Origin of the sequence: Acinetobacter sp. ASP199 (assembly GCF_022700675.1) — a bacterium.
Lineage (GTDB): Bacteria > Pseudomonadota > Gammaproteobacteria > Pseudomonadales > Moraxellaceae > Acinetobacter.
Map to the genome: position 1 here is coordinate 2,750,236 of NZ_CP062182.1, position 25,622 is coordinate 2,775,857.

At 42.6% G+C, this 25,622-nt stretch carries 22 protein-coding genes and 2 tRNA genes; 8 read left to right on the forward strand and 16 right to left on the reverse strand.

Annotated elements, in window-relative coordinates:
- The 5 genes from IHE35_RS13210 to IHE35_RS13230 are packed head-to-tail and all read right to left on the reverse strand — an operon-like array spanning position 1 to position 5,044.
- Positions 1 to 2,088: a type IV pilus secretin PilQ family protein gene (locus IHE35_RS13210; protein ID WP_242788026.1), complete on the reverse strand. Its 2,088-nt coding sequence runs from the start codon at positions 2,086 to 2,088 to the stop codon at positions 1 to 3.
- A gap of 16 nt (positions 2,089 to 2,104) precedes the next feature.
- Positions 2,105 to 2,632, reverse strand: coding sequence for a pilus assembly protein PilP (locus IHE35_RS13215; RefSeq protein WP_242788028.1), 528 nt, complete (start codon positions 2,630 to 2,632; stop codon positions 2,105 to 2,107).
- On the reverse strand, positions 2,632 to 3,351 hold the full coding sequence (locus IHE35_RS13220; protein WP_242790022.1) for a type 4a pilus biogenesis protein PilO: 720 nt from the start codon (positions 3,349 to 3,351) through the stop codon (positions 2,632 to 2,634). Before IHE35_RS13220 ends, IHE35_RS13215 begins: the two co-directional genes overlap by 1 nt.
- Positions 3,345 to 3,986 carry a PilN domain-containing protein gene (locus tag IHE35_RS13225; RefSeq protein WP_242788030.1) on the reverse strand — a complete coding sequence of 214 codons (642 nt, stop codon included), beginning with the start codon at positions 3,984 to 3,986 and terminating at the stop codon, positions 3,345 to 3,347. The genes IHE35_RS13220 and IHE35_RS13225 overlap by 7 nt, the downstream gene beginning before the upstream one ends.
- On the reverse strand, positions 3,986 to 5,044 hold the full coding sequence (locus IHE35_RS13230; RefSeq protein WP_242788031.1) for a pilus assembly protein PilM: 1,059 nt from the start codon (positions 5,042 to 5,044) through the stop codon (positions 3,986 to 3,988). Before IHE35_RS13230 ends, IHE35_RS13225 begins: the two co-directional genes overlap by 1 nt.
- A gap of 169 nt (positions 5,045 to 5,213) precedes the next feature.
- Between IHE35_RS13230 and ponA the strand changes: the two genes are divergently transcribed.
- Positions 5,214 to 7,739, forward strand: coding sequence for a penicillin-binding protein PBP1a (gene ponA, locus IHE35_RS13235; protein ID WP_242788032.1), 2,526 nt, complete (start codon positions 5,214 to 5,216; stop codon positions 7,737 to 7,739).
- A gap of 71 nt (positions 7,740 to 7,810) precedes the next feature.
- Here ponA and IHE35_RS13240 read toward each other — a convergent pair whose 3' ends face one another.
- The 9 genes from IHE35_RS13240 to IHE35_RS13280 form a co-directional block, all read right to left on the reverse strand.
- The gene (locus IHE35_RS13240) at positions 7,811 to 8,614 is read right to left on the reverse strand and encodes a putative RNA methyltransferase (RefSeq protein WP_242788033.1); all 804 of its coding nucleotides are present in this window, start codon (positions 8,612 to 8,614) and stop codon (positions 7,811 to 7,813) included.
- A gap of 57 nt (positions 8,615 to 8,671) precedes the next feature.
- Positions 8,672 to 9,790, reverse strand: a complete 1,119-nt coding sequence (gene mraY, locus IHE35_RS13245) for a phospho-N-acetylmuramoyl-pentapeptide-transferase (protein WP_242788034.1) — start codon at positions 9,788 to 9,790, stop codon at positions 8,672 to 8,674.
- Positions 9,791 to 11,194, reverse strand: a complete 1,404-nt coding sequence (murF, locus tag IHE35_RS13250) for a UDP-N-acetylmuramoyl-tripeptide--D-alanyl-D-alanine ligase (protein WP_242788035.1) — start codon at positions 11,192 to 11,194, stop codon at positions 9,791 to 9,793.
- 12 nt (positions 11,195 to 11,206) lie between these two features.
- Positions 11,207 to 12,703: a UDP-N-acetylmuramoyl-L-alanyl-D-glutamate--2,6-diaminopimelate ligase gene (locus tag IHE35_RS13255; RefSeq protein WP_242788036.1), complete on the reverse strand. Its 1,497-nt coding sequence runs from the start codon at positions 12,701 to 12,703 to the stop codon at positions 11,207 to 11,209.
- Positions 12,704 to 12,714: 11 nt separating this feature from the next.
- Positions 12,715 to 14,538, reverse strand: a complete 1,824-nt coding sequence (ftsI, locus tag IHE35_RS13260) for a penicillin-binding protein PBP3 (protein WP_242788038.1) — start codon at positions 14,536 to 14,538, stop codon at positions 12,715 to 12,717.
- Positions 14,539 to 14,553: 15 nt separating this feature from the next.
- Positions 14,554 to 14,886, reverse strand: coding sequence for a cell division protein FtsL (locus tag IHE35_RS13265; RefSeq protein WP_242788039.1), 333 nt, complete (start codon positions 14,884 to 14,886; stop codon positions 14,554 to 14,556).
- Between the two features lie 10 nt (positions 14,887 to 14,896).
- Positions 14,897 to 15,808, reverse strand: coding sequence for a 16S rRNA (cytosine(1402)-N(4))-methyltransferase RsmH (gene rsmH, locus IHE35_RS13270; protein WP_242788040.1), 912 nt, complete (start codon positions 15,806 to 15,808; stop codon positions 14,897 to 14,899).
- A gap of 190 nt (positions 15,809 to 15,998) precedes the next feature.
- Complete coding sequence (locus tag IHE35_RS13275) at positions 15,999 to 17,018, reverse strand: sulfate ABC transporter substrate-binding protein (protein ID WP_242788041.1); 1,020 nt, start codon at positions 17,016 to 17,018, stop codon at positions 15,999 to 16,001.
- Positions 17,019 to 17,275: 257 nt separating this feature from the next.
- Positions 17,276 to 18,277, reverse strand: a complete 1,002-nt coding sequence (locus IHE35_RS13280) for a sulfate ABC transporter substrate-binding protein (protein WP_242788042.1) — start codon at positions 18,275 to 18,277, stop codon at positions 17,276 to 17,278.
- A gap of 389 nt (positions 18,278 to 18,666) precedes the next feature.
- Between IHE35_RS13280 and IHE35_RS13285 the strand changes: the two genes are divergently transcribed.
- From IHE35_RS13285 to IHE35_RS13305, 5 genes are all read left to right on the forward strand, one after another.
- Positions 18,667 to 18,996, forward strand: coding sequence for a hypothetical protein (locus IHE35_RS13285; protein WP_242788043.1), 330 nt, complete (start codon positions 18,667 to 18,669; stop codon positions 18,994 to 18,996).
- 135 nt (positions 18,997 to 19,131) lie between these two features.
- Positions 19,132 to 20,640 carry a glutamate--tRNA ligase gene (gene gltX / locus IHE35_RS13290; protein WP_242788044.1) on the forward strand — a complete coding sequence of 503 codons (1,509 nt, stop codon included), beginning with the start codon at positions 19,132 to 19,134 and terminating at the stop codon, positions 20,638 to 20,640.
- A 57-nt stretch (positions 20,641 to 20,697) separates the two neighbouring features.
- A tRNA-Ala gene (locus tag IHE35_RS13295) sits at positions 20,698 to 20,773 on the forward strand.
- A gap of 34 nt (positions 20,774 to 20,807) precedes the next feature.
- Positions 20,808 to 20,883, forward strand: a tRNA-Glu gene (locus IHE35_RS13300).
- Positions 20,884 to 21,034: 151 nt separating this feature from the next.
- The gene (locus tag IHE35_RS13305; RefSeq protein ID WP_004810038.1) at positions 21,035 to 21,376 is read left to right on the forward strand and encodes a hypothetical protein; all 342 of its coding nucleotides are present in this window, start codon (positions 21,035 to 21,037) and stop codon (positions 21,374 to 21,376) included.
- Positions 21,377 to 21,481: 105 nt separating this feature from the next.
- On the opposite strand, the gene tnpA is transcribed toward IHE35_RS13305, so the two are convergent.
- Positions 21,482 to 21,895 (reverse strand): IS200/IS605 family transposase, encoded by a 414-nt coding sequence (gene tnpA / locus IHE35_RS13310; protein ID WP_242790023.1) that lies wholly within the window; start codon positions 21,893 to 21,895, stop codon positions 21,482 to 21,484.
- 21 nt (positions 21,896 to 21,916) lie between these two features.
- Here tnpA and IHE35_RS13315 point away from each other — a divergent pair, with 21 nt between their 5' ends.
- Together IHE35_RS13315 and IHE35_RS13320 are read left to right on the forward strand one after the other, a co-directional pair.
- A complete protein-coding gene (locus IHE35_RS13315; protein WP_242790024.1) occupies positions 21,917 to 22,978 on the forward strand; it encodes a transposase in 1,062 nt (353 codons plus the stop codon).
- A gap of 350 nt (positions 22,979 to 23,328) precedes the next feature.
- Positions 23,329 to 23,724, forward strand: a complete 396-nt coding sequence (locus tag IHE35_RS13320) for a sel1 repeat family protein (protein ID WP_346015086.1) — start codon at positions 23,329 to 23,331, stop codon at positions 23,722 to 23,724.
- A 52-nt stretch (positions 23,725 to 23,776) separates the two neighbouring features.
- Here IHE35_RS13320 and ettA read toward each other — a convergent pair whose 3' ends face one another.
- Positions 23,777 to 25,438, reverse strand: a complete 1,662-nt coding sequence (gene ettA, locus IHE35_RS13325) for an energy-dependent translational throttle protein EttA (RefSeq protein WP_004810042.1) — start codon at positions 25,436 to 25,438, stop codon at positions 23,777 to 23,779.
- Positions 25,439 to 25,622 lie beyond the last annotated feature (184 nt).

Consider the following 25,622-nt stretch of genomic DNA (forward strand, 5'->3'; position numbering starts at 1 on the left):
TTAATGATTTCTTGAAACACTGTCATTAACAATTCGAGGTGTAACAAAGATTAGGAGTTCGGCTTGATTCGAAGTTCTTGAATTATTCTTAAATAAATTTCCGATAACAGGCAAATCTCCTAAGAATGGTACTTTTTGATAGTTATTAGCACGAATATCATCAAATATTCCTCCTAGTACTACAGTTTCACCATCACCTACCAATACATTAGTTTGTAATTCATTGGTATTAATTGATGGACCTTCTGGAGTAATTGTACCTACACTATCTTTTTCAATTTTCAGCTCCATTTGTACTTTCCCATCTGGTGTAATACTTGGAGTTACATCTAATCTTAGATTTGCTTCTTTAAAAGAAGTTGTTGTTCCACCTTCCGCACTCCACGTTTGATATGGAATTTCCGTTCCACGCAAAATATAGGCTTTTTGCTTATCGCCAGTCATAATCTTGGGTGCAGAAAGTACCTCTCCCAAACCATCTGTCTGTAAGGCGGTTAATTGTAAATCCAACATATAGTCCGATATTTTAAGCAATCCAAAATTAAAGGTTCCTGCCGTAGCCGTACCTAAATCCACACTTAAATCTAATTTCGGAGAATAATCACCACCCCAGATATTAGACCCATTAGGACCATCACTTAAACTAGGGATATTACGCTCTAAGCCCCATCGTATACCTAAATCACGGGAAAAATTTGTCTCTGCCGTTACAATACGTGCTTCAACCATTACCTGCTTTACCTGTACATCAAGCAGATCTATCATATTCCTGATTTTATCAACAAACTGCTGTGTATCATTCACAATCAAAGTATTAGTTCGAGAATCCACAGAAATAGAACCCCGAGAACTCAGTAGAGTTCCTTTATCATCACTACTTGAGCTATTGCTTCCAGAGGAACCTTTATTCTGTGTAATCAGTTTCTCAATATCTGCGGCTTTGGCATAACTGAGTTGTATATATTCAGTCTGAATAGGAGCAAGTTTCACACTTTGTGCAAGTGCTTTAGCTTCTTCTTCTTCAGCTTTAATCAGCTCAGATACAGGCGCAATCCAGATTACATTACCATTACGACGCTTATCCAAATTCTTGGTCTTTAAAACGATATCTAAAGCCTGATCCCAAGGCACTTCCTTAAGACGTAAAGTGATATTGCCTTGTACGCTGTCTGCTGCAACCATATTAATGTCAGTGAAATCTGCTAGTAGCTGTAATACTCGGCGAACTTCAATATCCTGAAAATCTAAAGAAATTTTCTTACCAGTATAATGTTGAGCAGCCTTTGGACGTAATGGATTTTTCTCTTCTGGGCGTTTTAAACTAATTGTCAGTTTATTATCGGTTTGATAAGCCATGTATTCATAGCTATCTGAAGTTTGAATGGTAATCACTCCAGAGCCATTCTGGTTGACTGCATCTACTGTCGAAACAGGTGTAGCAAAATCATTCACATTCAGACGACGCGTTAAATGAGTAGGAATCTTGGAGCCTAATGCTCGTACAATAACTTTGGTGCCTTGCTGTTGCACATCAACCGGTGTATTACCACTTGCCAGATCAATCACGACCTGACCTTCACCTTTCGCCCCGCGCTGGAACCCAATATTAGTAATACCTTGAGTATTTTGTTGTACGACTGGCTGTACTGGGATAACTGGATTGGTTGAATTGATTTTTAGAATAAAGGTATTGCCTTCAACACGCGTGGTAAATGCACCCGCATCAGCCAGATTCACAGTTAAACGCGCACGCTGAGCATCTGAAGTCACGCCTACAGAACTTGCTTCTTTGGTTGCAACTGCAATATTACTTTGTTTTAAATTTTGCTGTGCTTTATCAAAGTCCAGAATCAGACGTGATGGTGATTCTAACTGATAAGCTTGTGGCTGAGGTGGCAATCCATTAAACATCACGCGAATTTCAGTACCTTGTCCTGGAATTTGCATTGGTACCACATTGGTCATCGAAACCTGTGCACTTGCCGCCTGCATTACAGCAATGGCAACTGCTCCCATTGAAAACTGACGAAACACATGATTCATTGTATTAGCATCCCCAAAAATAAATTCATTAAAACTTTTATTCATTGTTATTCCCTTTCACTTATGGCGCAGGCCCAATCAGGACCATACTGCGAGGGCGCTCTACATAGCCGTCGCGTCCATCTGGAATAATCTCGATCAAATCAATTTGTGTCGGTGTGATATTGGTCACCCGGCCATGATTCAGCCCCATATAACTGCCACGCTGCACACGTTCAATTTCCCCATCTGGCGTATTAATCAAGGCCATAATCTGTCCGGCCTGATTTTTGAGACTTCCTTTCATGGTCAAAGTTTCGAGTGGATAACTTTCGAGTGGCTGCAGCTGTCGTGAAAGATTTGGATATACTCGTTTGCCTGCCATAATCTTCAGTTCTGCTGCCAATGAACTTGGCAAGAAAGGACTTTTTAACTGATGTGCGGCATAACTAAAAGTTTCAACCGAAGTAAAATCTGGTGCTGGCTCGATTGGCATAGCTGGTTGATTACGGATATTGGCCATTTCCTGATTCACCACATCAATACGTGACTCACAACCTGCCAGGATCAATCCGGCAGTAAGTGCTGAAGCAATCTTAATCATCTTCATTACTGTGCCCCCTGACTATTTGCAGCCTTATTACCTGTCGATGCTGAATTCGCACTACCGACATAACGATAGGTTTTTGCCTTCAAGGTATAATCCACAACAGGAATATCACTTTTCTTCTCTTTATTTTCAGTACCCGTAATCGTAAAGTCGTGTAACGTCACAATACGAGATAATCCCGCAATACCGCTGACAAATGAACCAAAGGCATGATAATCACCGGTTGCTTGAATAGAAATTGGCTGTTCAATAAAGAACTCTTGTTTTACTTCAGATTCAAGACGGATATTCTTAAACTTCAGTCCTGCATTGACACCGCTCAAGTTAATATCTTCAACCAGACCTGGAATTTCTGTTTCCTTTGGTAATTGTTCAAGCTGTTGGTTAAAGCTTGCTTCCATATCCTGAAGTTGCTGTTGATACTGTTGCAAATTACGCAGCTTAGAATCTTTCTCACGAAATTCATTTAACAGATTCTGTTCTTGCGCATTGGCTTGAGTAATTGATTCAATCTTGCCTCGAATCAGGCCGAAATAAGCCAACATCAAAACCAGGAAAACAATAAATACCCAGCAGCTAATCTTTACAGCCAGCGGCCAGCTACCATAGTTATTTGGATCTAGGGTATTAAATTGCTGAAAAAACTTTTCTACCGTCATTTTATTTTTTGGTACAACAACAGCTTCCTGACCTAATTCATCAAATTGTTCGCTCATGATGTTGCCCCTCCTGTTGCTGCAGCCGCTTGCGGCTGTTGTTCCGAAAGCACCGGTTGAGCAATCTGATCTAGATCCACTGTAACCGTGAATGTGCCATAAGATTCTTCAACACGTGGAATGATAGAGCTTGGCGCTTTGTCCTTTTTCTCTTCTGCCACCAGGAATGCATTCATGAAGGCATTGCGGTACCAGGTAGAAGCCTCAAGATTACGCAATAATTCTGCAACCGTATTTGGACTTGCTGCTTTACCTTCAATAGTGAACTTATCACCGCTACGGACAAACTTAGTAATATACATATCACTTGGTGTCACACGTACAATCTCATCAATAAGATGCACGGCAATTGGACGCTGGGTTTGCAGACCTTGGATCAGCTTCATGCGTTCCACAATCGCATCACGCTGTTCCTGTAAACCTTCCAGAGATTTCAGCTGTACATCCAGATTCTGATTAGTACTGATGATCAACTGATTGGCCTGTTCTTGATCCTGCAACTTCTGATCGTAATAGAACCAGCTTCCCCCCGCTGCTGCTACCCCTAGTAACAACGCCCCTACGCAATATGCGACAAATTCGTTATTTCTTTTAACCCTGAGCTCATCACGCCAAGGGAGTAAGTTAATTTTTGCCATTAATCAAAACTCCTCAATGCCAAACCACATGCAACCATGAGTGAGGACGCGTCATTTTCAATTTTTTTAATATCAATTTGAGGAGAAAAGCCCATTTGTAAAAATGGATTCGCAATCGTGACACGGTAACCAAGCTTTTGCTGTAATAGTTTTGCCAGACCCGGAATATTGGCATTCCCCCCTGCCAACAAAATATGGTCAATTTCATTAAACTGAGAAGATGAGAAGAAGAACTGCAATGAACGAGCTGCCTGTTGCACCACAGCATCCAGGAATGGTTCTAAGACTTCAATATCATAATCATCTGGCAGTGCACGTGTTTTCTTGGCACGTCCTGCTTCTTCAAAAGACAGACCATAACGATTCTGGATTTCCTGAGTCAGCTGTTTGCCCCCAAACACCTGTTCACGGGTATAAATAATCTTGTTGTTCCGCATAACTGATAGAGTTGTCATGCTATGACCAATATCCAGAATACCAACTGTATTTACGCCCATTGGCAATGTATCAGCGAACACCCTGAAAGCATTTTCCAATGCAAAGCTTTCTACATCTGCAATCTTCGGTGTAATACCGGCCATTTGCAGCACTTCAGAACGGGCTTCGACATTTTCAATACGTGTTGCGACCAACAGAACATTCACACGATTCGGATTCGATAATCGATCAGGCAAGACTTCAAAGTCAATGCTTGCTTCATCGAGCGGAAATGGAATGTATTGTTCAGCATCTTCACGAATTTGAACTTCACGTTCATCACTCGTCATATCTGCATCCATCTCGATCGTTTTAGTGATCGCCATAGACGTAGGAATCGCAAATGCAGCCTGATTGGATTGGGTATTGGCCAAGTTAATAGCACGAGCCAAAGCATCACCGACAGCTTCTGGATTTAAGATGTTTTTTTCAACAACACTACCTTCTGGTAATGGGACTAAAGCATAGCTTTCTACCCAATACCGTCCGCTTTTCATAGAGAGTTCCAAAACTTTAACAGAGGTCGAACTGATGTCGACGCCTATTAACCCCTTGTTTGGCTTACGATATAACCTGCGCACAATATCATTCCTATTATTTTTTTATCCCCAAAAATAAAGTAGCCTACTAGGTATAAACGGTTTAATAATTTTATCTAGATACAATAACTCATCTAACATTATGTATATCTAAAGGATATACTGACCGCTCACCTAGTTTGCCATTAGCTCTTATTAAAACTTACTTGTTATGAAAAAGCTATCCAGTTCAGGCCTTGTTCATCCATTTTTTTTGATCATTATCATAATTATGATCTCAATTCCGATGGGTTTTTATGGCATGTACCTTTATATTGCCCCATCTTTGCCTGAAATGTCTATCCTTAAAAAGGCACCTTTACTTAAACCTTTACAAGTATTTAGTTCAGATCAAGAGCTGATTGCAGAATATGGCGGCAAACTTTCTGTGCCTGTAGAATATGATCAGATTCCACCGGAATTCATTCATGCCTTCCTGGCTGCGGAAGATTCCAGCTTTTTTGAGCACAGCGGGATCAGTTTTAAAGGCTTGGGACGTGCATTAAGTGAAAGCGTCACTGGTTCCGATGTGCAGACCGGTGGTTCCACCATCACCATGCAGGTAGCAAAAAACTATTATCTCAGTCCAGAACGAACACTGAAGCGCAAACTGACTGAAATTTTCCTGGCACGTAAAATTGAGCAAAATCTGACGAAAGAAGAAATTTTAACCCTCTATGTGAATAAAATTTTCTTGGGTAAAAATGCGTATGGCATCGCCGCAGCAGCTAAAATCTATTACAACAAAAGCCTGGAAGAACTTTCTCTTGCCCAGATGGCAATGATCGCCGGTTTGCCGAAAGCTCCTTCCAAATACAATCCGGTTGCCAATCCTAAACGTGCTCTTGAACGTCGCAACTGGATTCTGGGACGCATGCTACAGCTTGGTTATCTGAATCAGACTCAGTATCAGCAAGCCATTGCTGAACCAATCAATCTGGATATGCCGGATCGTAGTACCCGAAATAAGTTTCCCTATGTCGGAGAGATGGTTCGTTCTGAACTAATCCAGAATTTTGGTGCACAGGCCATCGATTCTGGCTATAAGGTCTATACCACGATTAATAGCCAACGTCAGGCTTATGCTGAGCGATCTGTACAACAGGGCCTTGAAGCCTATGACCGACGTCATGGCTGGCGCGGTGCTGAAGCAAATGATCAACCCTTAAAAAATTTCCAGCCTTTTGCCAATACCTACCCTGCTCAGGTCACTAAAATTAACCAAAATAGTTTTGAAGTCTTAATGCAGGATGGAACAACAGTCACCGTTCCCTGGTCAGGAATGTCGTGGGCACGACGCTACCGAAACGCCAATAGTGTGGGTGCTGCACCCAACCGTGCGGCTGATATTGTTAAGCTGAAAGATATTGTCCGTTTACGTCCTAATGAACAAAAAACGTCGTGGGCACTGGTACAGATTCCTAAAGTTCAAGGTCAACTGATTGCACTAAATCCCAATAATGGTGCCATTGAAGCAGTGGTTGGTGGTTATAATTTTTATCAATCAACTTTTAACCGTGCCATTCAAGGCTGGCGTCAACCAGGTTCGACCATTAAGCCTTTTGTTTATGCACTGGCCTTAGAGCGCGGCATGAGTCCGCATACCATGGTCAATGATGCGCCGATTACGATTGGCAAATGGACCCCCAGAAACTCAGATGGTCGTTATCTTGGCATGATTCCTTTACGTCGTGCTTTATACCTTTCACGTAATACCGTTTCTGTGCGCTTGCTACAAACGGTTGGGATAGAGCGTACCCGACAATTATTGATGGATTTTGGTCTGGAAGATAAACAGATTCCGCGCAACTACACCATTGCTCTTGGTACGCCGCAAGTACTGCCTATTCAGATGGCCACCGGTTATGCCACGTTCGCGAATGGTGGTTATCGGATTCAGCCGCATTTCATCAGTCGGATTGAAGATGCTTATGGTAATACGATCTTTGAAGCAAAACCTGAATATGCCTGTATTTCCTGTATCAGTCAGGAAGAACAAACGATCGCTTCTGCTGACGTGGTGACGCCCGATGATGAAGTAATCGAAATGAATAACCTCTCACTGGAAAATAAAGCAGTAGCACCAAAGGTTTCGGCTGAACATAGCAATTACCGTCAAGCACAACGTATTCTCAAATCAAGCTCTGCCTATGAAATGGCTAATATTTTAAGTGATGTCATTCAGCATGGTACTGGCCGTGCAGCCTTACGCATTGGGCGTAGTGACCTGGGTGGTAAAACAGGTACCACTAACGATGCCAAGGATGCCTGGTTTGCCGGCTTTAATGGCAAGCTGGTAACGGTAACTTGGGTCGGCTTTGACCAGCCAACGACTTTGGGACGCCGTGAATATGGCGGTGTAGCCGCCTTGCCAATCTGGACCGACTTTATGGCTAATGCACTAAAAGGTACACCAGAATCCTGGGTACGTCTGGATCGTAAAGCTAGAGCGCCAGTAAATCGCACTAAAGTCATCAGTCAGGATGTAGAAGTACAGGAAGACCTCTCTTCTCCGCCAATGGCTACCCCACTCTATCGTCCAGCACCCGTTGTTACACCTAGACGTGAGCAAAATGATTTTGAAGATCTACCGGGTGAAGAATTAACTGTACCTAATGAAACTCCAACTACACAGGAACAACCGCTGCAGCCAAAGAAAACTGATTCTCTTGATAATCTGATTGAGCAGGTCCGGTAATTTCTCTGATAAAGCAGTCAAATAAAAAGCCCTCAATTGAGGGCTTTTTATTATTTAGATAATGATCGGCATTATTTCTTTTGAAAAATATAAATCTGGTATTGTGCCATCAATTCAAATTGTTCCTGCTGCTCAAGTGCCAGACGGCGCTCCGACTTAGCCTTATAAGCGTACGGCGTCATAGCAATCAGATTTTTCAGGTCTGCTTGTGGCAAGTTCATAGACGCTTCAACAATCTGTTCACTCACCAAATCAAATTCATCTTGCAACTGCTCGACGAATTTCTGTGGTTCATGCGGTTTAACTTCCTCAAATAAGGCTTCACGCATGGCATACAAATGCTGTGGTGCAGGCGTCACAACCATCAAATAAGATTTCGGCTTGAGTACACGCAGAATTTCCTGTTTCGGAATCGGGCTAAACAGGCTGGTACATAGATCTATTGACTCATCTAACACAGGCAAAGTTGCGCCTGTACCCACCACCCAAGTAATCTCTTTATTCAGCTTCGCTGCTACCTGGATGGCATTTTTGGCAATATCCACACCTACACACTGCAGTACTTCCTGCTGCATGGCATCAGTGTAATAGCCTTCCCCGCAGCCGATATCGAGCAAGTTTTCAATACGTAGATCACGAATTTTTTTAACGACAGCCTGCTGTAATGGCGCATAGTGACCTGCACTTAAAAATGCTCGACGCGCTTGCACAGACTCAGGGGTATCGCCTGGATTTTTACTGTGTTTATGCTGAACCACATGTAAGTTTACGTAGCCTTGTTTTGCAACGTCATAGCTATGCTGATTGTCACAGCGCCACGTGCGATCGTTCAATTTGAGCTGCTCACGACAAACAGGACACATCAGTAGGTTCATTGATTTATTCTCCAAAACAAAAAAGCCGGCATGCGCCGACTTTTTCAAATGCATTTCTTAGCGTAATTTTAAAGTCATTAGACCCAAAACTACCAGCATAATTGTAATAATCCAGAAACGAATCACGACTTGAGTTTCACGCCAACCTTTCTTCTCGTAGTGATGATGCAGCGGTGCCATCAAGAACACACGTTTATTGCGCATACGTAATGAACCGATCTGCAGGAACACCGAAATTGCTTCAACCAAGAATACGCCTGCCATAATCGCAAATACGATTTCTTGACGAACCATCACCGCAATAGTGCCGAGCATCGCGCCAAGTGATAACGCACCAACATCACCCATAAACACTTGCGCAGGATGAGCATTAAACCAAAGGAATGCCAAGCCCGCACCGATCATCGCAGCACAAATCACTACAAGCTCAGATGAATATTTCACATATGGAATATGAAGATAATTGGCAAAGCGCACATCACCCGCAAGATAAGCAAATACACCTAAACCTGTTGCAACCAAAACGATGGGCATAATGGCTAAACCATCAAGACCATCCGTTAAGTTCACTGCATTCGATGCACCGTTAATAACGAAGTAAGTAAAGATAATAAAACCTATACCCAGCGGTACAACTGATAGTGGAATACTATGATCTTTAAAGAACGGAATCAGTACATCCAGCATATTCGCTGTAACAACAGGATTAGTTTGCTGTTGTGCAATCATATACAGTGCAATACCTGCACCCAATGAACCCACAGAGGTCCAGAAGAATTTTTTACGCGCAGGTAAACCGGCATTGTCTTTATAACGGATTTTGATCCAGTCATCTGCCCAACCGACCGCACCAAAGATCACCATCACCGCAAGCACAATCCACACATATGGATTGGATAAATCTGCCCAAAGTAAGGTTGAAATACCAATCGAAAGTAAAATTAATACACCACCCATAGTTGGTGTACCCATTTTTTTCGCATGGTTTTCAGGTGCAAATGAACTTACTGCTTGACCATATTTCAAGGCTTGTAGCTTGCGAATCATAATCGGACCAAGTACAAGACCAATGGTCAATGCCGTCAAGACACTGAGCAATGAACGTAATGTTAAATAACGAACCACCTGAAACGTGCTGTCATAGCCCGCCAAATGTTCAAATAGCCATAACAGCATTTAAAGTTTCTCCATCAATGCAGCCATCAATGTTTCCATATGGGTATAACGTGACCCTTTAAACAGGAATGACATCGGCTGAGGTTGATGTGTTTCAATCAAATTAATTAAAAATGGCAATGCCTGCTCTTGGTTTAAGAAGGCCTGCATTTTCTTACCATATTGGGTACTACGAGCACCTTCTTGTGCTGCTGGAGCAAATTCACCGACAGCAACCACAAAGTTAAGCCCTTTCACCGAAACCAAATCGCGACCGAGCTTATAATGCTCAATCGCTGCAGATGAACCTAATTCGCCAATATCCCCAGTCACCATGACACGGATGCCCTCTTGCTGTGCAAGCACATCAGCAGCAGCACGCATAGATGTTGGGTTGGCATTGTAGGTATCATCAATAAATAAATATTCTTTGTGCTCGATGAAATTCAAACGACCTTTGGCACCAACAGCATGCTCAAGACCAATGACAATATCATCAAGACCCACACCAATTGCCAAGGCAAATGCTGCAGCAGCCGTTGCATTTTGAACATTGTGCTCACCTGCAAACGGAAGTTGTACAGTTTTTATACCTTGTGGTGTATTTAATGTAAATGTTGCAGATTGTGATTGCAGTTCGATATTTGTAGCGAAAACTTCCCCACCCTCACCAAAACTCATTACTTGTTCAGTTTGAACTGCATTACGAATCTCTTGAGTAAAATCATCATGCGCTGGCACAATCGAGATGTCTGAAATATGAGAATAAATTTCAGACTTGGCGCGGCAGATCCCATCGCGGCCGCCAAATTCTCCCATATGTGCAGTACCGATATTTAAGATACCTGCCACATGCGGTTGAACTAAATTTGAGGTGTAATCGATTTCACCTTTATGGCTTGCACCAAGCTCCATGACGGCATATTGATGCTCATGACGAAGCTCCAATAACATCATCGGTACACCCAAATCGTTATTTAAGTTACCGCGTGTAATCAGTGTTGGTGCAATGCGAGACAGAATACTGCCCAGCATTTCTTTGGTAGTGGTTTTACCGCTACTGCCAGTCAGGGCAATGACTTTGAGTTGTGGATTTTGCTGACGACGGAAAGCACCGAGACGACCCAGCGCCTGACGGGTATCTTCCACAACCAATTGGCAGATTTCAGCATCAACCGGATGATCTACAATGGCAATCTGGCAACCATTTGCCGCAACTTGCGCCACGAAATCATGTGCATCAAAACGTTCGCCTTTCAATGCCAGAAAAGCATCACCGGCTTCAGCATCACGGGAATCCATCAGGATACGTTTAATTTCACCTTCAGGCTGCTGGTCATTCAGCCAATAACCCTGAGTTGCCTGTTGTAATTGTGCGGCAGTCCAAGGTACCAAAGGCACAGTACTGGTAGTTGAAGTATGCATAAATTCGTCCTATTACTGCGCTGGATATGCTGAGTCAGGGCTACAGTGCTGCGCATCAATTGCCGCCTGTATTTCGACAACATCATCAAACCAATGGCGTACACCATCGATTTCCTGATAATTTTCATGCCCTTTGCCTGCAATGACTACAATATCACCCGCTTGCGCATGTTTCACTGCAAACTTGATCGCTTCACGACGGTCATGAATTTCCTGATAAGTTTTAGCTGCGAAATCGATACCTTGCTTCATATCGGCAAAAATCTGCTCTGGATCTTCAGTACGTGGATTATCCGAAGTTAAAATCGCAATATCAGAACCATTGAGAGCCGCTTGGGTCATCAATGGACGTTTACCACGATCACGGTCACCCCCACAGCCAAACACCGCCCATAACTTGTTATTGACATGACGTTTTAAAGTCACCAATACCTGCGTTAAGGCATCTGGGGTATGGGCATAATCCACCACAAACAGGCGTTCGCCATCACGAATCACCTGCATACGACCTGGTGCACCTTGCAGCTCAGGTACAGTCGCAATCAGGTTTGCCAAATCAAAACCCGCCTGTTCAGCCACAACCAGACTCGCCACCAGGTTTTCTACATTAAAATGACCCAAGAGTGGGCTTTGTACCGTGAATGTACCCTGTGCAGTGATCAGTTTAAATTCTGCGCCAGAAATCCGGTATTGAGTATCCTGTACTTGATAGTCAGCAGCTTGCGACAGTGAATAAGTCAGAATTTTCGGCTGTGCTGGATTGGCTTTGGCAGCATCAATCATCACCTGAGCATGTGCATCATCAAGGTTAATGATTGCAACTTTCAGAGATTCAAATTTGAATAAACGTGATTTGGCTTCAGCATAAGCTTCCAGCGTGCCGTGATAATCCAGATGGTCACGGCTCAGGTTGCTATAAGCCGCAATTTCAATATCACAGCCGTTCAGGCGACCCTGTTCAAGACCATGCGAACTGGCTTCAATCGAAGCAAATTCTGCACCTGCTTGTGCATAACCATGTAAGGCATTTTGCAATTGCAGTGCATCCAGTGTGGTATGCGAAGAGGCTTCCAGATTTGGTAAAATTCCATTACCCGTGGTGCCCATCACTGCGCAAGGTTTACCTTGTAGCATCAGCAGCTCAGCCACTAGACGTGAAATCGTCGTTTTTCCATTGGTTCCAGTCACGGCCAGAATACGTGCAGCCTGTACTGGCTGGGTCGCTTGCAGATAGCGTTTCTGCCATTCACCCATCAGATGCCGTACATTTGGCACCACCAATGCGGGAGAAATTCCAAGATCCTGTTCAGAAATGACCGCAAGTGCACCTAGCGATAGCGCCTTTCTCGCATATTCCACAGTTTTCTCAGGTTGGGACAAACTAGTTAGGGCAATAAAAATTTGCCCCAATTTTACTTTTCGGCTGTCCAGCTCAAAGCCCTGAAAGGATTGTCGCATCCATTCAGCGCTATCTTGAACGGCGTAGAGATCTTGAAATGTTATCGACATTGATCACCTGTTTACTGGACTTGGGAAGATTCTAAAGGTTTGTCCAATGGGACATTCAGCAAGCGTAAAGATTCTTGCATGACACGCGCAAACACCGGTGCAGCCACCAGACCACCATAATAGGCACCTGTTGGATTTTCTACTACAACGACCATCGCCAGACGAGGATCACTCACAGGTGCCATACCGGCAAACAGGGCACGATATTCATTTTGTGAATAGCCTTTACGATCGGCACGCAGTTTATGGGCTGTACCGGTTTTACCTGCAACACGATAACCTGGAATATTGGCCTGACGTGCCGTACCACCCGGCATCGTCACTGCTTCCATCATCAACAAGACCTGTTCTGCAATTTTCGGATCGATCACCTGCTCACCCTGTGGCTGTTCTTCCAGCTTGTACAGACTCAGTGGCATTTTCACACCTTTGTTGGCGATCATGGCATAAGCATCTGCCAGCTGAAGTACGGTCGCATTCAAACCATAACCATAAGACATGGTGGCCACTTCTGATACATTCCATTTGCTTGGAGGCAGGATCAGACCAGCACTTTCACCCGGGAATTTCACTGCTGAACGCTGACCAAAACCTAAACGTTTATAGAAAGTTGGTAAGGTTTCATAAGGCAATGACAGGGCAATTTTTGCTACACCCACGTTTGATGATTTCTGGATAATGCCACCCAGAGTCAATGGGCCATAGTTATGCGTATCACGGATGGTATGATTACCGACACGCATGCTACCCGGCGTGGTATTAATCACAGAATTGGCATTATATTTACCACTTTCCAGTGCCATCGCTACAGTCAGTGGTTTCATGGTCGAACCCGGCTCAAAGGAGTCAATTGCACCGCGGTTACGCATAGCATCTTTGTTCTGCATGCTATTTTTATCATTCGGGTTATACGCTGGCCATGAAGTCATCGCCAGAATTTCACCGGTTTTCACATCTACTGCAATTGCTGTTGCGGAACGGGCATTATTGGCGACACCCGCTGCAGTCAGTTCACGATACATGATGTATTGCAGACGTGAGTCGATACTCAGGGTGATGTTTTCCCCTGCTTCAACTTCTTTAATAATTTCAGGATCTTTAACTCGGTTACCCTTTTTGTCACGCACAATCTGCTGTTCGCCATCTACACCCGACAGACGGGTATTTAGCTGCATTTCCAGGCCTTCGATCCCCACGCTTTCACTGTTGGTCAGACCAATAATCTGTGAGTTCGGTTGTGGCTGCGGATAGTAACGCTTATAGTTTTTCTCGGTATATACACCCTGGAAATTACGCTTCATGATCAGCTCAGCCTGCTGAGGCGGAACTTCTTTTTTCAGGATCAGATAACGGGAACGCGGACGCGCTTCCATCTTCTTGCGCAGGTCAGCACGATCCATCCCCACAGCATCAGCCAGTTCATCCAGGTTCAGGTTTTTATCCGGTAACTGACGTTTCAGCTTGCGGCTATTCGGATCCTTTTCCAAAGCCTGAATGGTTTCATCATAGAGTTTTTTATTCTCAAAATAATCACGTGGATCAATCACCACCCGCATAATTGGCGTACTGATCGCCAGTGGCACGCCATTGCGGTCATAGATCACACCGCGCATGGCTTTAATTTTGTCAGTTTTTAAAATCTTGGCATTGGCTTTGTTCTGCAGGAATTCTTTATTAATCACCTGCACATAGAAAGCACGACCGATTAAAGCCACAAAGCACAGCAGTACCACGGCCCACATAATATAAAAACGGCTGATATCAACGCTTAAAGCATTTTTAGTCGTCACGGACTGTTTTTTACGTGCCACTTGCTTGGTTTTTTTGTCTACCATGTCTGAGCGCTAGCCTTATTTTTTTACATCTGAAGTTTGTGGCAATGAAATCACCACGGTCTGTGAAACAGGAGGAGAATACATTCTGAGCTGGGTCACGGCACGTGTTCCAATCTGTGCGGTTGCACCAAAGGTCTGCTGCTCAATCAGCAAACGTCCCCACTCTGCATTGAGATCATCACGCTCACGCAGATAGCTGCTCAGTTTTCGATAATCCTGACGATATTCAAAGACTTGAAATACCACAAATACAGCACTGATGAAAATCATCATCAAGAGAATGCCGTAAGTAATGGCTTTTTTCATCCCTGACTGATTCAACTTCCTTTCGACCACTTCAGTTTTCATTATTTGCCTATTAAGCTAAACGTTCCGCAACTCGGAGCCATGCACTACGTGAACGAGGATTGGCTTTTACTTCCTCATCACTTGCCTTGATACGGGATACTTTTTTCAGTCGACGTGTATCCTTGCGTTGTTGTGGCATCCCCCAGCCCGAGTCTTCCTCTAAGGTAGATTCTTTTTGAATAAATTGTTTAATTAAACGATCTTCCAATGAATGGAAGCTAATTACCGCCAAACGGCCATGAGGTTTAAGTACTTCAACGGCTTGTGGCAGAAAAACTTCAATATCTTCTAATTCTTTATTAATAGCAATACGAATCGCCTGGAAAGTTCGGGTTGCCGCGTGTTTATTTTTTTCCCATTTAGGGTGCGCCACTTTAACAATTTCCGCCAGCTTGGCCGTCGTATCGATATAACCAGCAGCCTTAATCGCTTTGGCAATACGGCGACTATAACGCTCTTCACCATACTGGAAAATGATATTGGCCAAAGCTTCTTCCTCAATATTCACCAGCCACTCAGCTGCTGTCGGACCTTGTGAATTGTCCATACGCATATCCAGCGGACCATCTTTCATAAAGCTAAAGCCACGCTCTGCCTGGTCCAGCTGTGGAGATGACACGCCTAAATCGGCCATCACACCATCCACACTTTCTATTCCATGCTGGGCAAGTGCCTCTTTAAGATCAGCAAAGCTGGCATGAATGATTTTAAACCGTGAATCTTCCTGTTCCAGGATAGCGGCTGTTTCAAGTGCCTGCGGGTCTTTATCAAAAGCATAAACGCGGGCATTTTCATCTAATTTAGACAATAAAAGACGGGTATGACCACCACGCCCGAAGGTTCCATCCACATAAATTCCCGTATTTCGATCAGCTACCAGGGCATCAACGGTTTCGTGAAGCAATACAGAAATATGGGACATAAAAACTCAATCAATAGGCCGAAAAATTTAACTGCACATTATCACTCTGTTTGGTTAAAGCTCCAAACGACTTTTTGTAGATAAATATTATTTTTCATAGAGAAAACCGTTTTTATTTTTGCTCAAATGATAAAAAAGCCTCCATAGAGGAAGCTTTTTTATTTATAAAATTAAATTTTAAATCAACAAATTAGCGTTTTGAGTTATAAATCTGGTCAAAAATCGCACCATTCACAAAGTGAGTTTTCTGTGCATTGGCCCAGCCACCGAATACTTCATCAATGGTAAAAGTGTTAATTTTCGGGAACTGCTTCGCGTATTTCGCTAAAACTTCCTGATTACGTGGACGGTAGTAATGTTTTGCTGCCATTTCCTGACCGAGCGGAGAATATAAATAATTAATATAGCCTGTTGCTAACCATTTATTCCCATTTCTCTCGACAGTACGATCCACAATTGCCACAGAAGGTTCAGTCAGAATCGTGAGTGATGGGTAGACAATTTCAAACTTGTCTTTGCCCAGTGTCTTTTGCGTCACTAAAGCTTCATTTTCCCAGGTCAGCAATACATCGCCAATATTACGTTCAGCAAAGGTGGTCATCGATGCACGTGCCGCCGAGTCCATGACTTTCACGTTTTTATACAGCTTGCCTACAAACTCTTGAGCTTTAGCCTTGCTGCCACCCGGTTGTTTTTCTGCATAACCCCAAGCTGATAAGTATACCCAACGTGGCAGACCACCAGTTTTCGGGTTTGGCGTAATAATTTCAACACCCGGTTTGGTCAAATCAGTCCAGTCTTTGATGTTTTTAGGGTTACCCTTACGCACCATAAAGACAATCGTCGAAGTATAGGGTGCAGAGTTATATGGAAATTCTTTTTGCCAGCCGGCTTTGATCTGACCCGATTTTACAATTTCGTCGATGTCATTGGCTAAAGCCAGTGTCACAACATCGCCTTTCAGACCATCAACCACCGAACGTGCCTGTTTACCAGAACCGCCATGGGACTGTTTAAAATTCACATTAATACCAGTCCGGTTTTTCCAGTAAGCACCAAAAGACTTGTTGAATTCATCATAGAATTCGCGGGTGGCATCATAAGAAACGTTTAGAAAATCACGGTCAGCTGCTTGGGTAGCAGTTGCAGTAAATGTCAAACCTGTTGCCAATAAGGCAGCGCTAAATATTGATTTTAACTGAGTTTTCATGAGAGCACAGGGAAGATTATCTTGTATACAGATAACTATATGAAATAAAGTTATTTTTCGCAATTCAGCAAACAAAGTGTATACAGGGTAATATTCAGTTATTTTTTATTTTAATTTCATGTTTTATATAATAAAAATTCTAAATACATAGAACTATCCAGATTTTATAGCATTTTATTCTTTAGATATGAAAAAAACGGATAAGCAACTTATCCGTTTTTGCTGTTTTATCCTGTATTTAGAAAACTTTTAGTAAATTAGCGGTTTTCAGCAGAAATCTGGTCATAGATTGCCCCATTCACAAAATGCGTTTTCTGTGCCTTGGCCCAGCCCCCAAAGACTTTATCAATCGTAAAGGTTTGAATTTTAGGGAACTGTGCGGCATATTTTGCTGCGGCTTTTTGATCACGTGGGCGGAAATAATATTTCGCTGCCAGTTCCTGTCCCTTTGGTGAATATAAATAGTTCAAATAACCTTTTGCCAGATTGGCATTGCCATTTTTTGCGACAGTTTTGTCGACAATCGCCACCGATGGTTCAGCCAGGATTGAGATAGAAGGATAAACAATCTCGTATTTATCTTTGCCTAAACCTTGAGTGGCTAACAGGGCTTCATTTTCCCAAGATAACAGCACGTCACCGATGCCACGCTCAGCAAAAGTGGTTAAAGAGCCACGCGCACCTGAATCCAGCACTTTGACATTGCCATATAACTTTTTCACCAGTTCTTTGGCTTTGACATCATTACCACCCGGCTGTTTCAGCGCATAACCCCAGGCAGACAGATAAATCCAGCGTGGTGCGCCACCAGTTTTCGGGTTTGGGGTAATAATTTCCACCCCTGGCTTAGTAAGATCATTCCAGTCTTTGATCTGTTTCGGATTGCCCTTACGCACCAAGAAGACAATGGTCGAAGTATAAGGTGCAGAGTTATTTGGAAACTCTTTTTGCCAGCCTTTATCAATCAGACCAGCTTTGACGATTTCTTCAATGTCATTGGCCAGTGCCAGTGTGACGACATCTGCCTGTAAACCATCCACAACGGAACGGGCCTGTTTACCTGAGCCACCATGAGACTGTTTAAAGTTAACCGCCTGTCCGGTTCTTTGTTTCCAGAATTTGCCGAATTCTTCATTATATTCCTGATAGAACTCACGGGTTGGGTCGTAGGAGACATTCAGGAAATCTTTGGCTATTGCCGACTGTGCAGTGGTCCCTGAAAGCACTGCGAAAAATGCAGATACAATTATTTTTTTCATTACAATAGCTCTTTTGTTTATTTAACAAGCACTATATAAACTTGAAATATATTTAACAATCATGTGCTTATAACAATAATTTTAAAGGTTTTCTGATTTTCAGATATCTCAAAAATGACAAATCTCTGCATTTTTTATACTTACCGCCTATCAAATGATTACTTTAGGATATAATCTTCATAGTCTCTTCACAGTCCTATGTTAAAAATAGCGCCGCTATGAGGTAATCTCTGATTTCTTTCGATTTTCCATTGTCATATTTATTTTTTTTGTAAATTTTGTGACTTGGTTCTACTTTTTAAGGGTTAAATGTGATTGAATTGTATTCAACACAACAAAAACCCTTAAGACTATAAATCCAGCACCACAACAACAGAGGGAGTTTGGACATGAAATTTACAACGTTCAAGACCGGCATCCTGAGCCTATCTATTTTATTTACCGCACAACTTAGCCATGCTGTTGTTGCGCATCCTGAGCTCGTTAATAACCGTGCTCCACTCACAGCTGCTGTGTCTAAACCAGCAGTAACAGTGACAAAGTCATCTCCGATTGAAAAAGCAATTCAGCAGCAAAAAACTGAAAAGTCACTGCACCCTGAAGAAAACCTGAAAGTTTTGACTGCAATTAAAGTACGTCCATCACAAAACTTTTTTGCCGATCAAAACCAAAGTTTTACCCGTTTTCTGCAAAATTTCTTCTTTAGCAGCAATTCTTAATGATCAGCTGACTGCTCGCATCGTTCAAAGCTGCTTCTGATTTAAAGCCATATCATTCAATGTTGAATTAAGCATTAAGTGATGTGGCTTTTTCGTTATAATAGCCAGAAATTTATATTTAGATTCCATCCGACTATGACTGTTCGTACTCGTATTGCCCCTTCTCCTACCGGTTTTCCGCACGTAGGTACTGCCTATATCGCGTTGTTTAACTTATGTTTTGCCAAGCAACACGGTGGTGAATTCATTCTTCGCATTGAAGATACTGACCAGCTGCGTTCTACACCTGAATCTGAAAAAATGATTCTGGATTCATTGCGCTGGTTAGGCCTGAACTGGTCTGAAGGTCCTGATATCGGTGGTCCACATGCGCCATACCGTCAGTCAGAACGTATGAGCATCTATAAAAAATATGCTGAAGAACTGGTAGATAAAGGTCATGCCTTCTACTGCTTCGCCACTGCACAAGAATTAGATGAAATGCGTGCTGAACAGCAGGCACGTGGTGAATCACCACGTTACGATGGTCGTGGTTTGAAACTTTCTAAAGAAGAAGTCGCACGTCGTTTAGCAGCTGGCGAACCGCACGTGATTCGTATGAAAGTGCCAACTGAAGGTGTATGTACCTTCAATGACATGCTTCGTGGCGAAGTGGAAATTCCATGGGCACAAGTCGACATGCAAATTCTGCTTAAAACTGACGGTCTGCCAACGTACCACTTGGCAAACGTGGTTGATGACCATTTAATGCAAATCACGCATGTGATTCGTGGTGAAGAGTGGATTCCTTCTGCGCCTAAACATCAGTTGCTTTACAAATATTTTGGTTGGGACATGCCAGTCCTGTGCCACATGCCACTACTGCGTAACCCGGACAAATCAAAACTGTCTAAACGTAAAAACCCAACATCAATTAACTACTATAAAGACATCGGTGTATTGCCAGAGGCCTTATTGAACTACTTGGGTCGTATGGGCTGGTCAATGCCAGACGAGCGTGAAAAATTCACGCTGGCGGAGATGATCGAACACTTTGACATTAACCGTGTTTCTCTTGGTGGTCCGATCTTTGATGTGGAGAAATTAAACTGGTTGAATGGTCAGTGGATCAAAGCACTTTCTCCAGCCGAGCTTCTAGATACTTTACTGGCATGGAAAGCTGATCGTGCCAAGCTAGAAGAAATCGCTGCTGCGATTCAACCGCGTATCAACCTATTATCAGAAGCGGTGAACTGGTCTGCACATTATTTCAACCACTTCCCGACTCTGACCAAAGAACAGTTTGAAAGCAAAAAGCTGACCGAAGAACAGGTGCGTCAAAGCCTGCAATTTGCGATCTGGCGTCTGGAAAGCCTGTTTAGCTGGAATAATGATACTGTCAGCCAAACCTTGATGGATCTTGCCAACCAGATGGGTATCAAGCTGCGTGACTTTATGCCTGCGTTCTTTATTGCCATTGCTGGTTCTACTGCATCGACGCCTGTGATGCAAACTATGGTCACTATTGGACCGGACCTGACCTTTGCCCGTCTGCGTCATGCCCTGGAAATTGTCGGTGGTCCAAGCAAAAAAGAACTAAAAGTCTGGGAAAAACTCAATGAAAGCCTGAAATTGCCGAAAAATGATGCAGTTGATGAAGCTTAATTGAATTTTTAGTTGACGTGTGAACGTTATATCCATAATATAGCGCTCACACAGACTGGGGTCATAGCTCAGTTGGTAGAGCGCTACAATGGCATTGTAGAGGTCAGGAGTTCGATCCTCCTTGACTCCACCAAAAGTCTTGCTTTACTTGTGTATTTGCCTCATTTGTCCCTATCGTCTAGAGGCCTAGGACATCGCCCTTTCACGGCGGTAACCGGGGTTCGAATCCCCGTAGGGACGCCACATTCAAGATGGCAACATCTTAATAAAAAACCCAAGCATTGTGACTTGGGTTTTTTATTGTCTGAAATTCATTACGATAACTTTGAGCCACTTTTGGCTTTCTGTATGATTAAGATTAAAATAGACAAAATTGAAAAATTCTGGAGTTGCAATGCAATACCGTTGCCCGAAATGTCAAAGTCCTAAAATCATGCCGCTTGCACAACCAGGTCAGCCAGCAGCACGTCCAGTCGTGCCAAAAAGCCTGGTACTTCTTGTACCTGCCCTATTTGTTTTACTTCTACTGGTAATCATCAGTATTGGTATGTGGATTTTTGGTGATGGTGCAGGCACTACCCTACAGACCGCGACAGTAATTGTATTCGTGATCTGTCTGATTGCAGGCTTTATGTTCTACAAAGACTTGCCTGACTTTAAAATTTCCATGCAAGCATTCATGCAAAGCCAGAAAAAATGGAAATGCCGTGAATGTAATCACGAATGGGAAATCTGATTTTTCTCCTCTTTCATATTTAAGGCTGCTTCGGCAGTCTTTTTTATCCAATGAGCCTTATATCACCCTCATTTATGGGGGTGATATAAGGCTCGATTTTTAATTCTAATGAGGTGATTGTTGTTGCTCGATGTATTGTTTAATAATTTCTAATGGCGCACCACCGCAACTTGAAGCAAAGTAACTTGGCGACCATAAAGAACCACCCCAAAGTTTGTTTTTAATTTCAGGAAAGTCTTTTCTAAGGTGGCGACTAGATACACCTTTTAAGCTATTCACTAAATTTGAAATAGCAACTTTTGGTGGGTAATTAATTAATAAATGAACATGATCATCCTCCCCATTAAATTCAATCAATACCGCATCAAAATCCAAACATACTTTTTCAAACATGCTTTTCATTGCGTTAAGCATGTCTTTGGTGAAAACATTTTTTCGGTATTTGGTTACAAAGACCAAATGAACGTGCATATTGAAAACACAGTGACGCCCCGATCTTATCTCTTGATTTACCATAATAGACCAATTAAAATAAAAAGCATGAAAACCCTTAAATTACGCATAAAAGACAAACATTGCAAGATGCTAGACCAATTAGCATCGGAGGTGAATTTTGTCTGGAATTATGTCAATGATTTAGGGTTTAAGCACCTTAAAAGAAAAGGTGAATTTCTTTCAGCTTATGATGTTGCAAAATACACAAAAGGCGCATCTAAAGAATGTAATCTACATAGCCAAACTATTCAGGCTGTCACCGAAGAATTAATTACTCGAAGAAAGCAGTTCAAAAAAGCAAAACTCAAGTGGCGTGTGAGTAATAAAAAATCAGCACGTAGATCGCTTGGGTGGATACCATTTAAAAAAGTAGCAATCAAGTATGCCGATGGATATGTGCAGTATGGTAAGCACCAGTTCAAGCTATGGGATAGTTATGGACTATCGAAATACAAGGTGAGAACAGGTTCATTCGTTGAGGACAGTCGTGGGCGTTGGTATGTATGTCTTGTTGTTGATTCATTCAAACAAGATCAATCAAGTTCAACTCAATCCATCGGTATTGATCTAGGCTTAAAAGATATTGCCACCTGTTCTGATGGCACTGTGATTTCAAATCCAAAATTCTATCGTAAATATGAGCAGAAATTAGGTATTGCTCAAAGAGCAAAGAATAAAAAGCGTGTACGTGCATTACACGCCAAGATTGCAAACTGTCGTAAAGACCATTTGCATAAAGCAAGCACAAAACTTGTTAAGGAAAATGCACTCATTGTTGTTGGTGATCTAAGTGCTAAAAAGCTTGTAAAGACTAAAATGGCTAAGTCTGTTTTAGATACAGGATTCTCAGCATTAAAAACAATGCTCAAGTATAAATGCGAGAACGCAGGGGTATTGTTTGAGGAAGTTAATGAAGCCTATACCACCCAAATTTGTTCGTGCTGTGGTGAGATCACTACAAGCAGTCCGAAAGGTAGAACAGGACTTGGAATAAGAGAATGGGGGTGTGTGAACTGCGGTACAGTTCACTATAGAGATAAGAACTCTGCTCTAAACATTCTTGCGCTTGGGCATAAGCGTCTAGCAGTAGGAATCACCTCCGTTTAGGGAGGTGAGGATGTCAAAGCTTTCATTAGGGTTCTTTCATAAATCATTTTTGAATCACTGCAAAGGAAATTCCCTCTCCTTGTAGGAGACTTGCGGAGCATGCTCCTCAGGGAGAGGTTTTTTATAAGCCCCCTCATCCTAACCTTCTCCCAGAGGGAGAAGGAACTTTCAATATCCATTTAAATATGAATATAACGATCATTTTTTGATTTATGAAAGAAATCTATTAGATTAGTTTTATCGGATTATTTGAAAATTTAAAAACATCATCAAACAAACTAGTGTAATTTATTCTTATAAAAAAAGGATTCCAATTTATTGCAGGGATGCAGCATAAAGGAATAATAAAAATGCTTAAAAAAATTATAAATTTTCTATTTTCTTGTAATGATCCGCCTCTTCCGTTAATTGAGGAGCAGCCGAGTGAAGCAGATACTTATTATTTGCAGGCTTTGCAATATGAGTCACTTTGCATGACCCTACAACAATTACAGGCTGTACCAGAGATTAGCCAACGCCTCACTCCAAAGCACATCTACCAACGTAATGCGGTCTGGAATTATCTCAGTGCAGGGTTAAGAGGACATGTAGAAGCACAATATCGACTGGGTATGTATTATTTAGATGGAAAACTAGGTCTAGATCAAAATGATGAACAGGCCAGATTATGGTTAGGTAAAGCCAAACAGCAAGCTCATCGTAAAGCGGCACAGCTTTTATCAGAAATTGAAAGCCGAATAACTTAAGAATATATAATAAAAAACCAGCCCTCAGGCTGGTTTTTTTATCTAGATGGGATTAAGCACCAATTTTGCGGTATTTCTGACGCTTCGCAACTAAGTCATCACCATCACGTTTGCGACGGTATTCTTCGAACTCAGCATAGTTACCAGTGAAGAATTCAGGTGTTTCACCTTCGAATGACAAGATGTGTGTTGCAATACGGTCTAGGAACCAACGGTCATGCGAGATCACCATCACAGTACCTGGGAATACAAGAATTGCATCCTCAAGTGCACGTAAAGTTTCGATGTCCAAGTCGTTTGACGGTTCATCGAGTAAGATTACGTTAGCGCCCATTTGCAGAATTTTTGCAAGCTGTAAACGGTTACGCTCACCACCTGACAATTGACCGACACGTTTTTGCTGATCTTGGCCTTTAAAGTTAAAGCGACCGATATAGGCACGCGATGCGATTTCGTATTCACCAATACGTAAGATATCTAAACCGCCAGAAACTTCTTCCCAAACAGTTTTGTTGTTATCTAAGGTGTCACGAATCTGACCCACGTAAGCAACCTTAACTGAATCACCTAAAGTTACTGTACCAGTGTCAGGTTGTAATTCGCCTGTCATCATACGGAATAGTGTGGTTTTACCCGCACCGTTTTCACCAACAATACCCACAATCGCAGCTGGTGGTACAACAAACGATAAATCTTTATAAAGCGTACGATCACCAAACGATTTGCTGATACCTTCAACCTCTACAACCTTGTTCCCTAGACGTGGACCAGGTGGAATGTAGATTTCAGAAGTTTCATTACGTTGCTGGAATTCGCGTGAGTTAAGCTCTTCAAAGCGTTCCATACGTGCTTTGTTTTTCTTTTGCTGACCTTTGGCATTTGAACGAACCCATTCAAGTTCTTTCTTAAGCGCTTTAGCAAAAGATTCTTCTTGCTTCTGTTCCTGCTCTAAACGGGCATTTTTCTGTTCTAACCAAGAAGAGTAGTTACCTTGGTATGGAATGCCCATGCCACGGTCAAGTTCAAGAATCCACTCTGCTACGTTATCCAGGAAGTAACGGTCGTGCGTAATCGCAACGATGGTGCCCGGGAAGTCTTTCAAGAAACGCTCTAACCAAGATACAGATGATGCATCCAAATGGTTCGTCGGTTCGTCTAGAAGCAACATGTCTGGTTTAGACAGAAGCAGACGGCAAAGTGCAACACGACGGCGCTCACCACCAGACAGTTTAGTTACATCAGCATCCCAAGCTGGCAGGTTTAATGCTGCTGCAGCCTGTTCAAGCTGGTTGTTCAGGTTGTGCGCATCCCAAGTCTGAATGATTGCTTCCAGCTTTTCTTGCTCTTTTGCAAGTGCATCGAAGTCAGCATCTTCAGCTGCATATTCAGCGAATACTTCGTCTAAACGTGCTAAGGCATCAAGAGCCTCACGAACGCCATCTTCAACGTTACCACGAACATCTTTGGTTTCGTCTAAAGGTGGTTCTTGCTCAAGGTAGCCGATCTTGATACCCGGTTGTGCACGAGCTTCACCAGAGAAATCTTTGTCTACGCCCGCCATAATACGAAGCAAGGTCGACTTACCTGCACCGTTTAGACCAAGTACACCAATTTTTGCACCTGGGAAAAATGATAAGGAGATATCTTTGAGGATTTCGCGTTTCGGCGGAACCATCTTCGACACTCGGTTCATCGTATAAATATATTGGGCCACGTAGGACTCCTCAATTGAAAAACCAGATGGGGAAGAAATGAATTTCCCCTGCTCAATCATGAGCGAAAAAATAATCGGCTATTATACGCAGAAAGAACCAAAAACATAAGCCATTCCCCAGAACTTCAATGCATTGTTACAAGTTTCCATCTGTTTATTTTTCAAACAGTACTTTAGCTACAGC

What these genes read in the sequence shown, in the direction of transcription:
- IHE35_RS13315 (WP_242790024.1), top strand. Translation starts at nt 21,917, where the DNA reads ATGAAAACCCTTAAATTACGCATAAAAGACAAACATTGCAAGATGCTA.
- IHE35_RS13215 (WP_242788028.1), bottom strand. Translation starts at nt 2,632, where the DNA reads ATGAAGATGATTAAGATTGCTTCAGCACTTACTGCCGGATTGATCCTG.
- IHE35_RS13225 (WP_242788030.1), bottom strand. Translation starts at nt 3,986, where the DNA reads ATGGCAAAAATTAACTTACTCCCTTGGCGTGATGAGCTCAGGGTTAAA.
- IHE35_RS13280 (WP_242788042.1), bottom strand. Translation starts at nt 18,277, where the DNA reads ATGAAAAAAATAATTGTATCTGCATTTTTCGCAGTGCTTTCAGGGACC.
- IHE35_RS13240 (WP_242788033.1), bottom strand. Translation starts at nt 8,614, where the DNA reads ATGAACCTACTGATGTGTCCTGTTTGTCGTGAGCAGCTCAAATTGAAC.
- murF (WP_242788035.1), bottom strand. Translation starts at nt 11,194, where the DNA reads ATGCATACTTCAACTACCAGTACTGTGCCTTTGGTACCTTGGACTGCC.
- IHE35_RS13210 (WP_242788026.1), bottom strand. Translation starts at nt 2,088, where the DNA reads ATGAATAAAAGTTTTAATGAATTTATTTTTGGGGATGCTAATACAATG.
- IHE35_RS13275 (WP_242788041.1), bottom strand. Translation starts at nt 17,018, where the DNA reads ATGAAAACTCAGTTAAAATCAATATTTAGCGCTGCCTTATTGGCAACA.
- IHE35_RS13255 (WP_242788036.1), bottom strand. Translation starts at nt 12,703, where the DNA reads ATGTCGATAACATTTCAAGATCTCTACGCCGTTCAAGATAGCGCTGAA.
- IHE35_RS13265 (WP_242788039.1), bottom strand. Translation starts at nt 14,886, where the DNA reads ATGAAAACTGAAGTGGTCGAAAGGAAGTTGAATCAGTCAGGGATGAAA.
- IHE35_RS13305 (WP_004810038.1), top strand. Translation starts at nt 21,035, where the DNA reads ATGCAATACCGTTGCCCGAAATGTCAAAGTCCTAAAATCATGCCGCTT.
- IHE35_RS13285 (WP_242788043.1), top strand. Translation starts at nt 18,667, where the DNA reads ATGAAATTTACAACGTTCAAGACCGGCATCCTGAGCCTATCTATTTTA.
- ponA (WP_242788032.1), top strand. Translation starts at nt 5,214, where the DNA reads ATGAAAAAGCTATCCAGTTCAGGCCTTGTTCATCCATTTTTTTTGATC.
- ftsI (WP_242788038.1), bottom strand. Translation starts at nt 14,538, where the DNA reads ATGGTAGACAAAAAAACCAAGCAAGTGGCACGTAAAAAACAGTCCGTG.
- IHE35_RS13320 (WP_346015086.1), top strand. Translation starts at nt 23,329, where the DNA reads ATGCTTAAAAAAATTATAAATTTTCTATTTTCTTGTAATGATCCGCCT.
- rsmH (WP_242788040.1), bottom strand. Translation starts at nt 15,808, where the DNA reads ATGTCCCATATTTCTGTATTGCTTCACGAAACCGTTGATGCCCTGGTA.
- gltX (WP_242788044.1), top strand. Translation starts at nt 19,132, where the DNA reads ATGACTGTTCGTACTCGTATTGCCCCTTCTCCTACCGGTTTTCCGCAC.
- mraY (WP_242788034.1), bottom strand. Translation starts at nt 9,790, where the DNA reads ATGCTGTTATGGCTATTTGAACATTTGGCGGGCTATGACAGCACGTTT.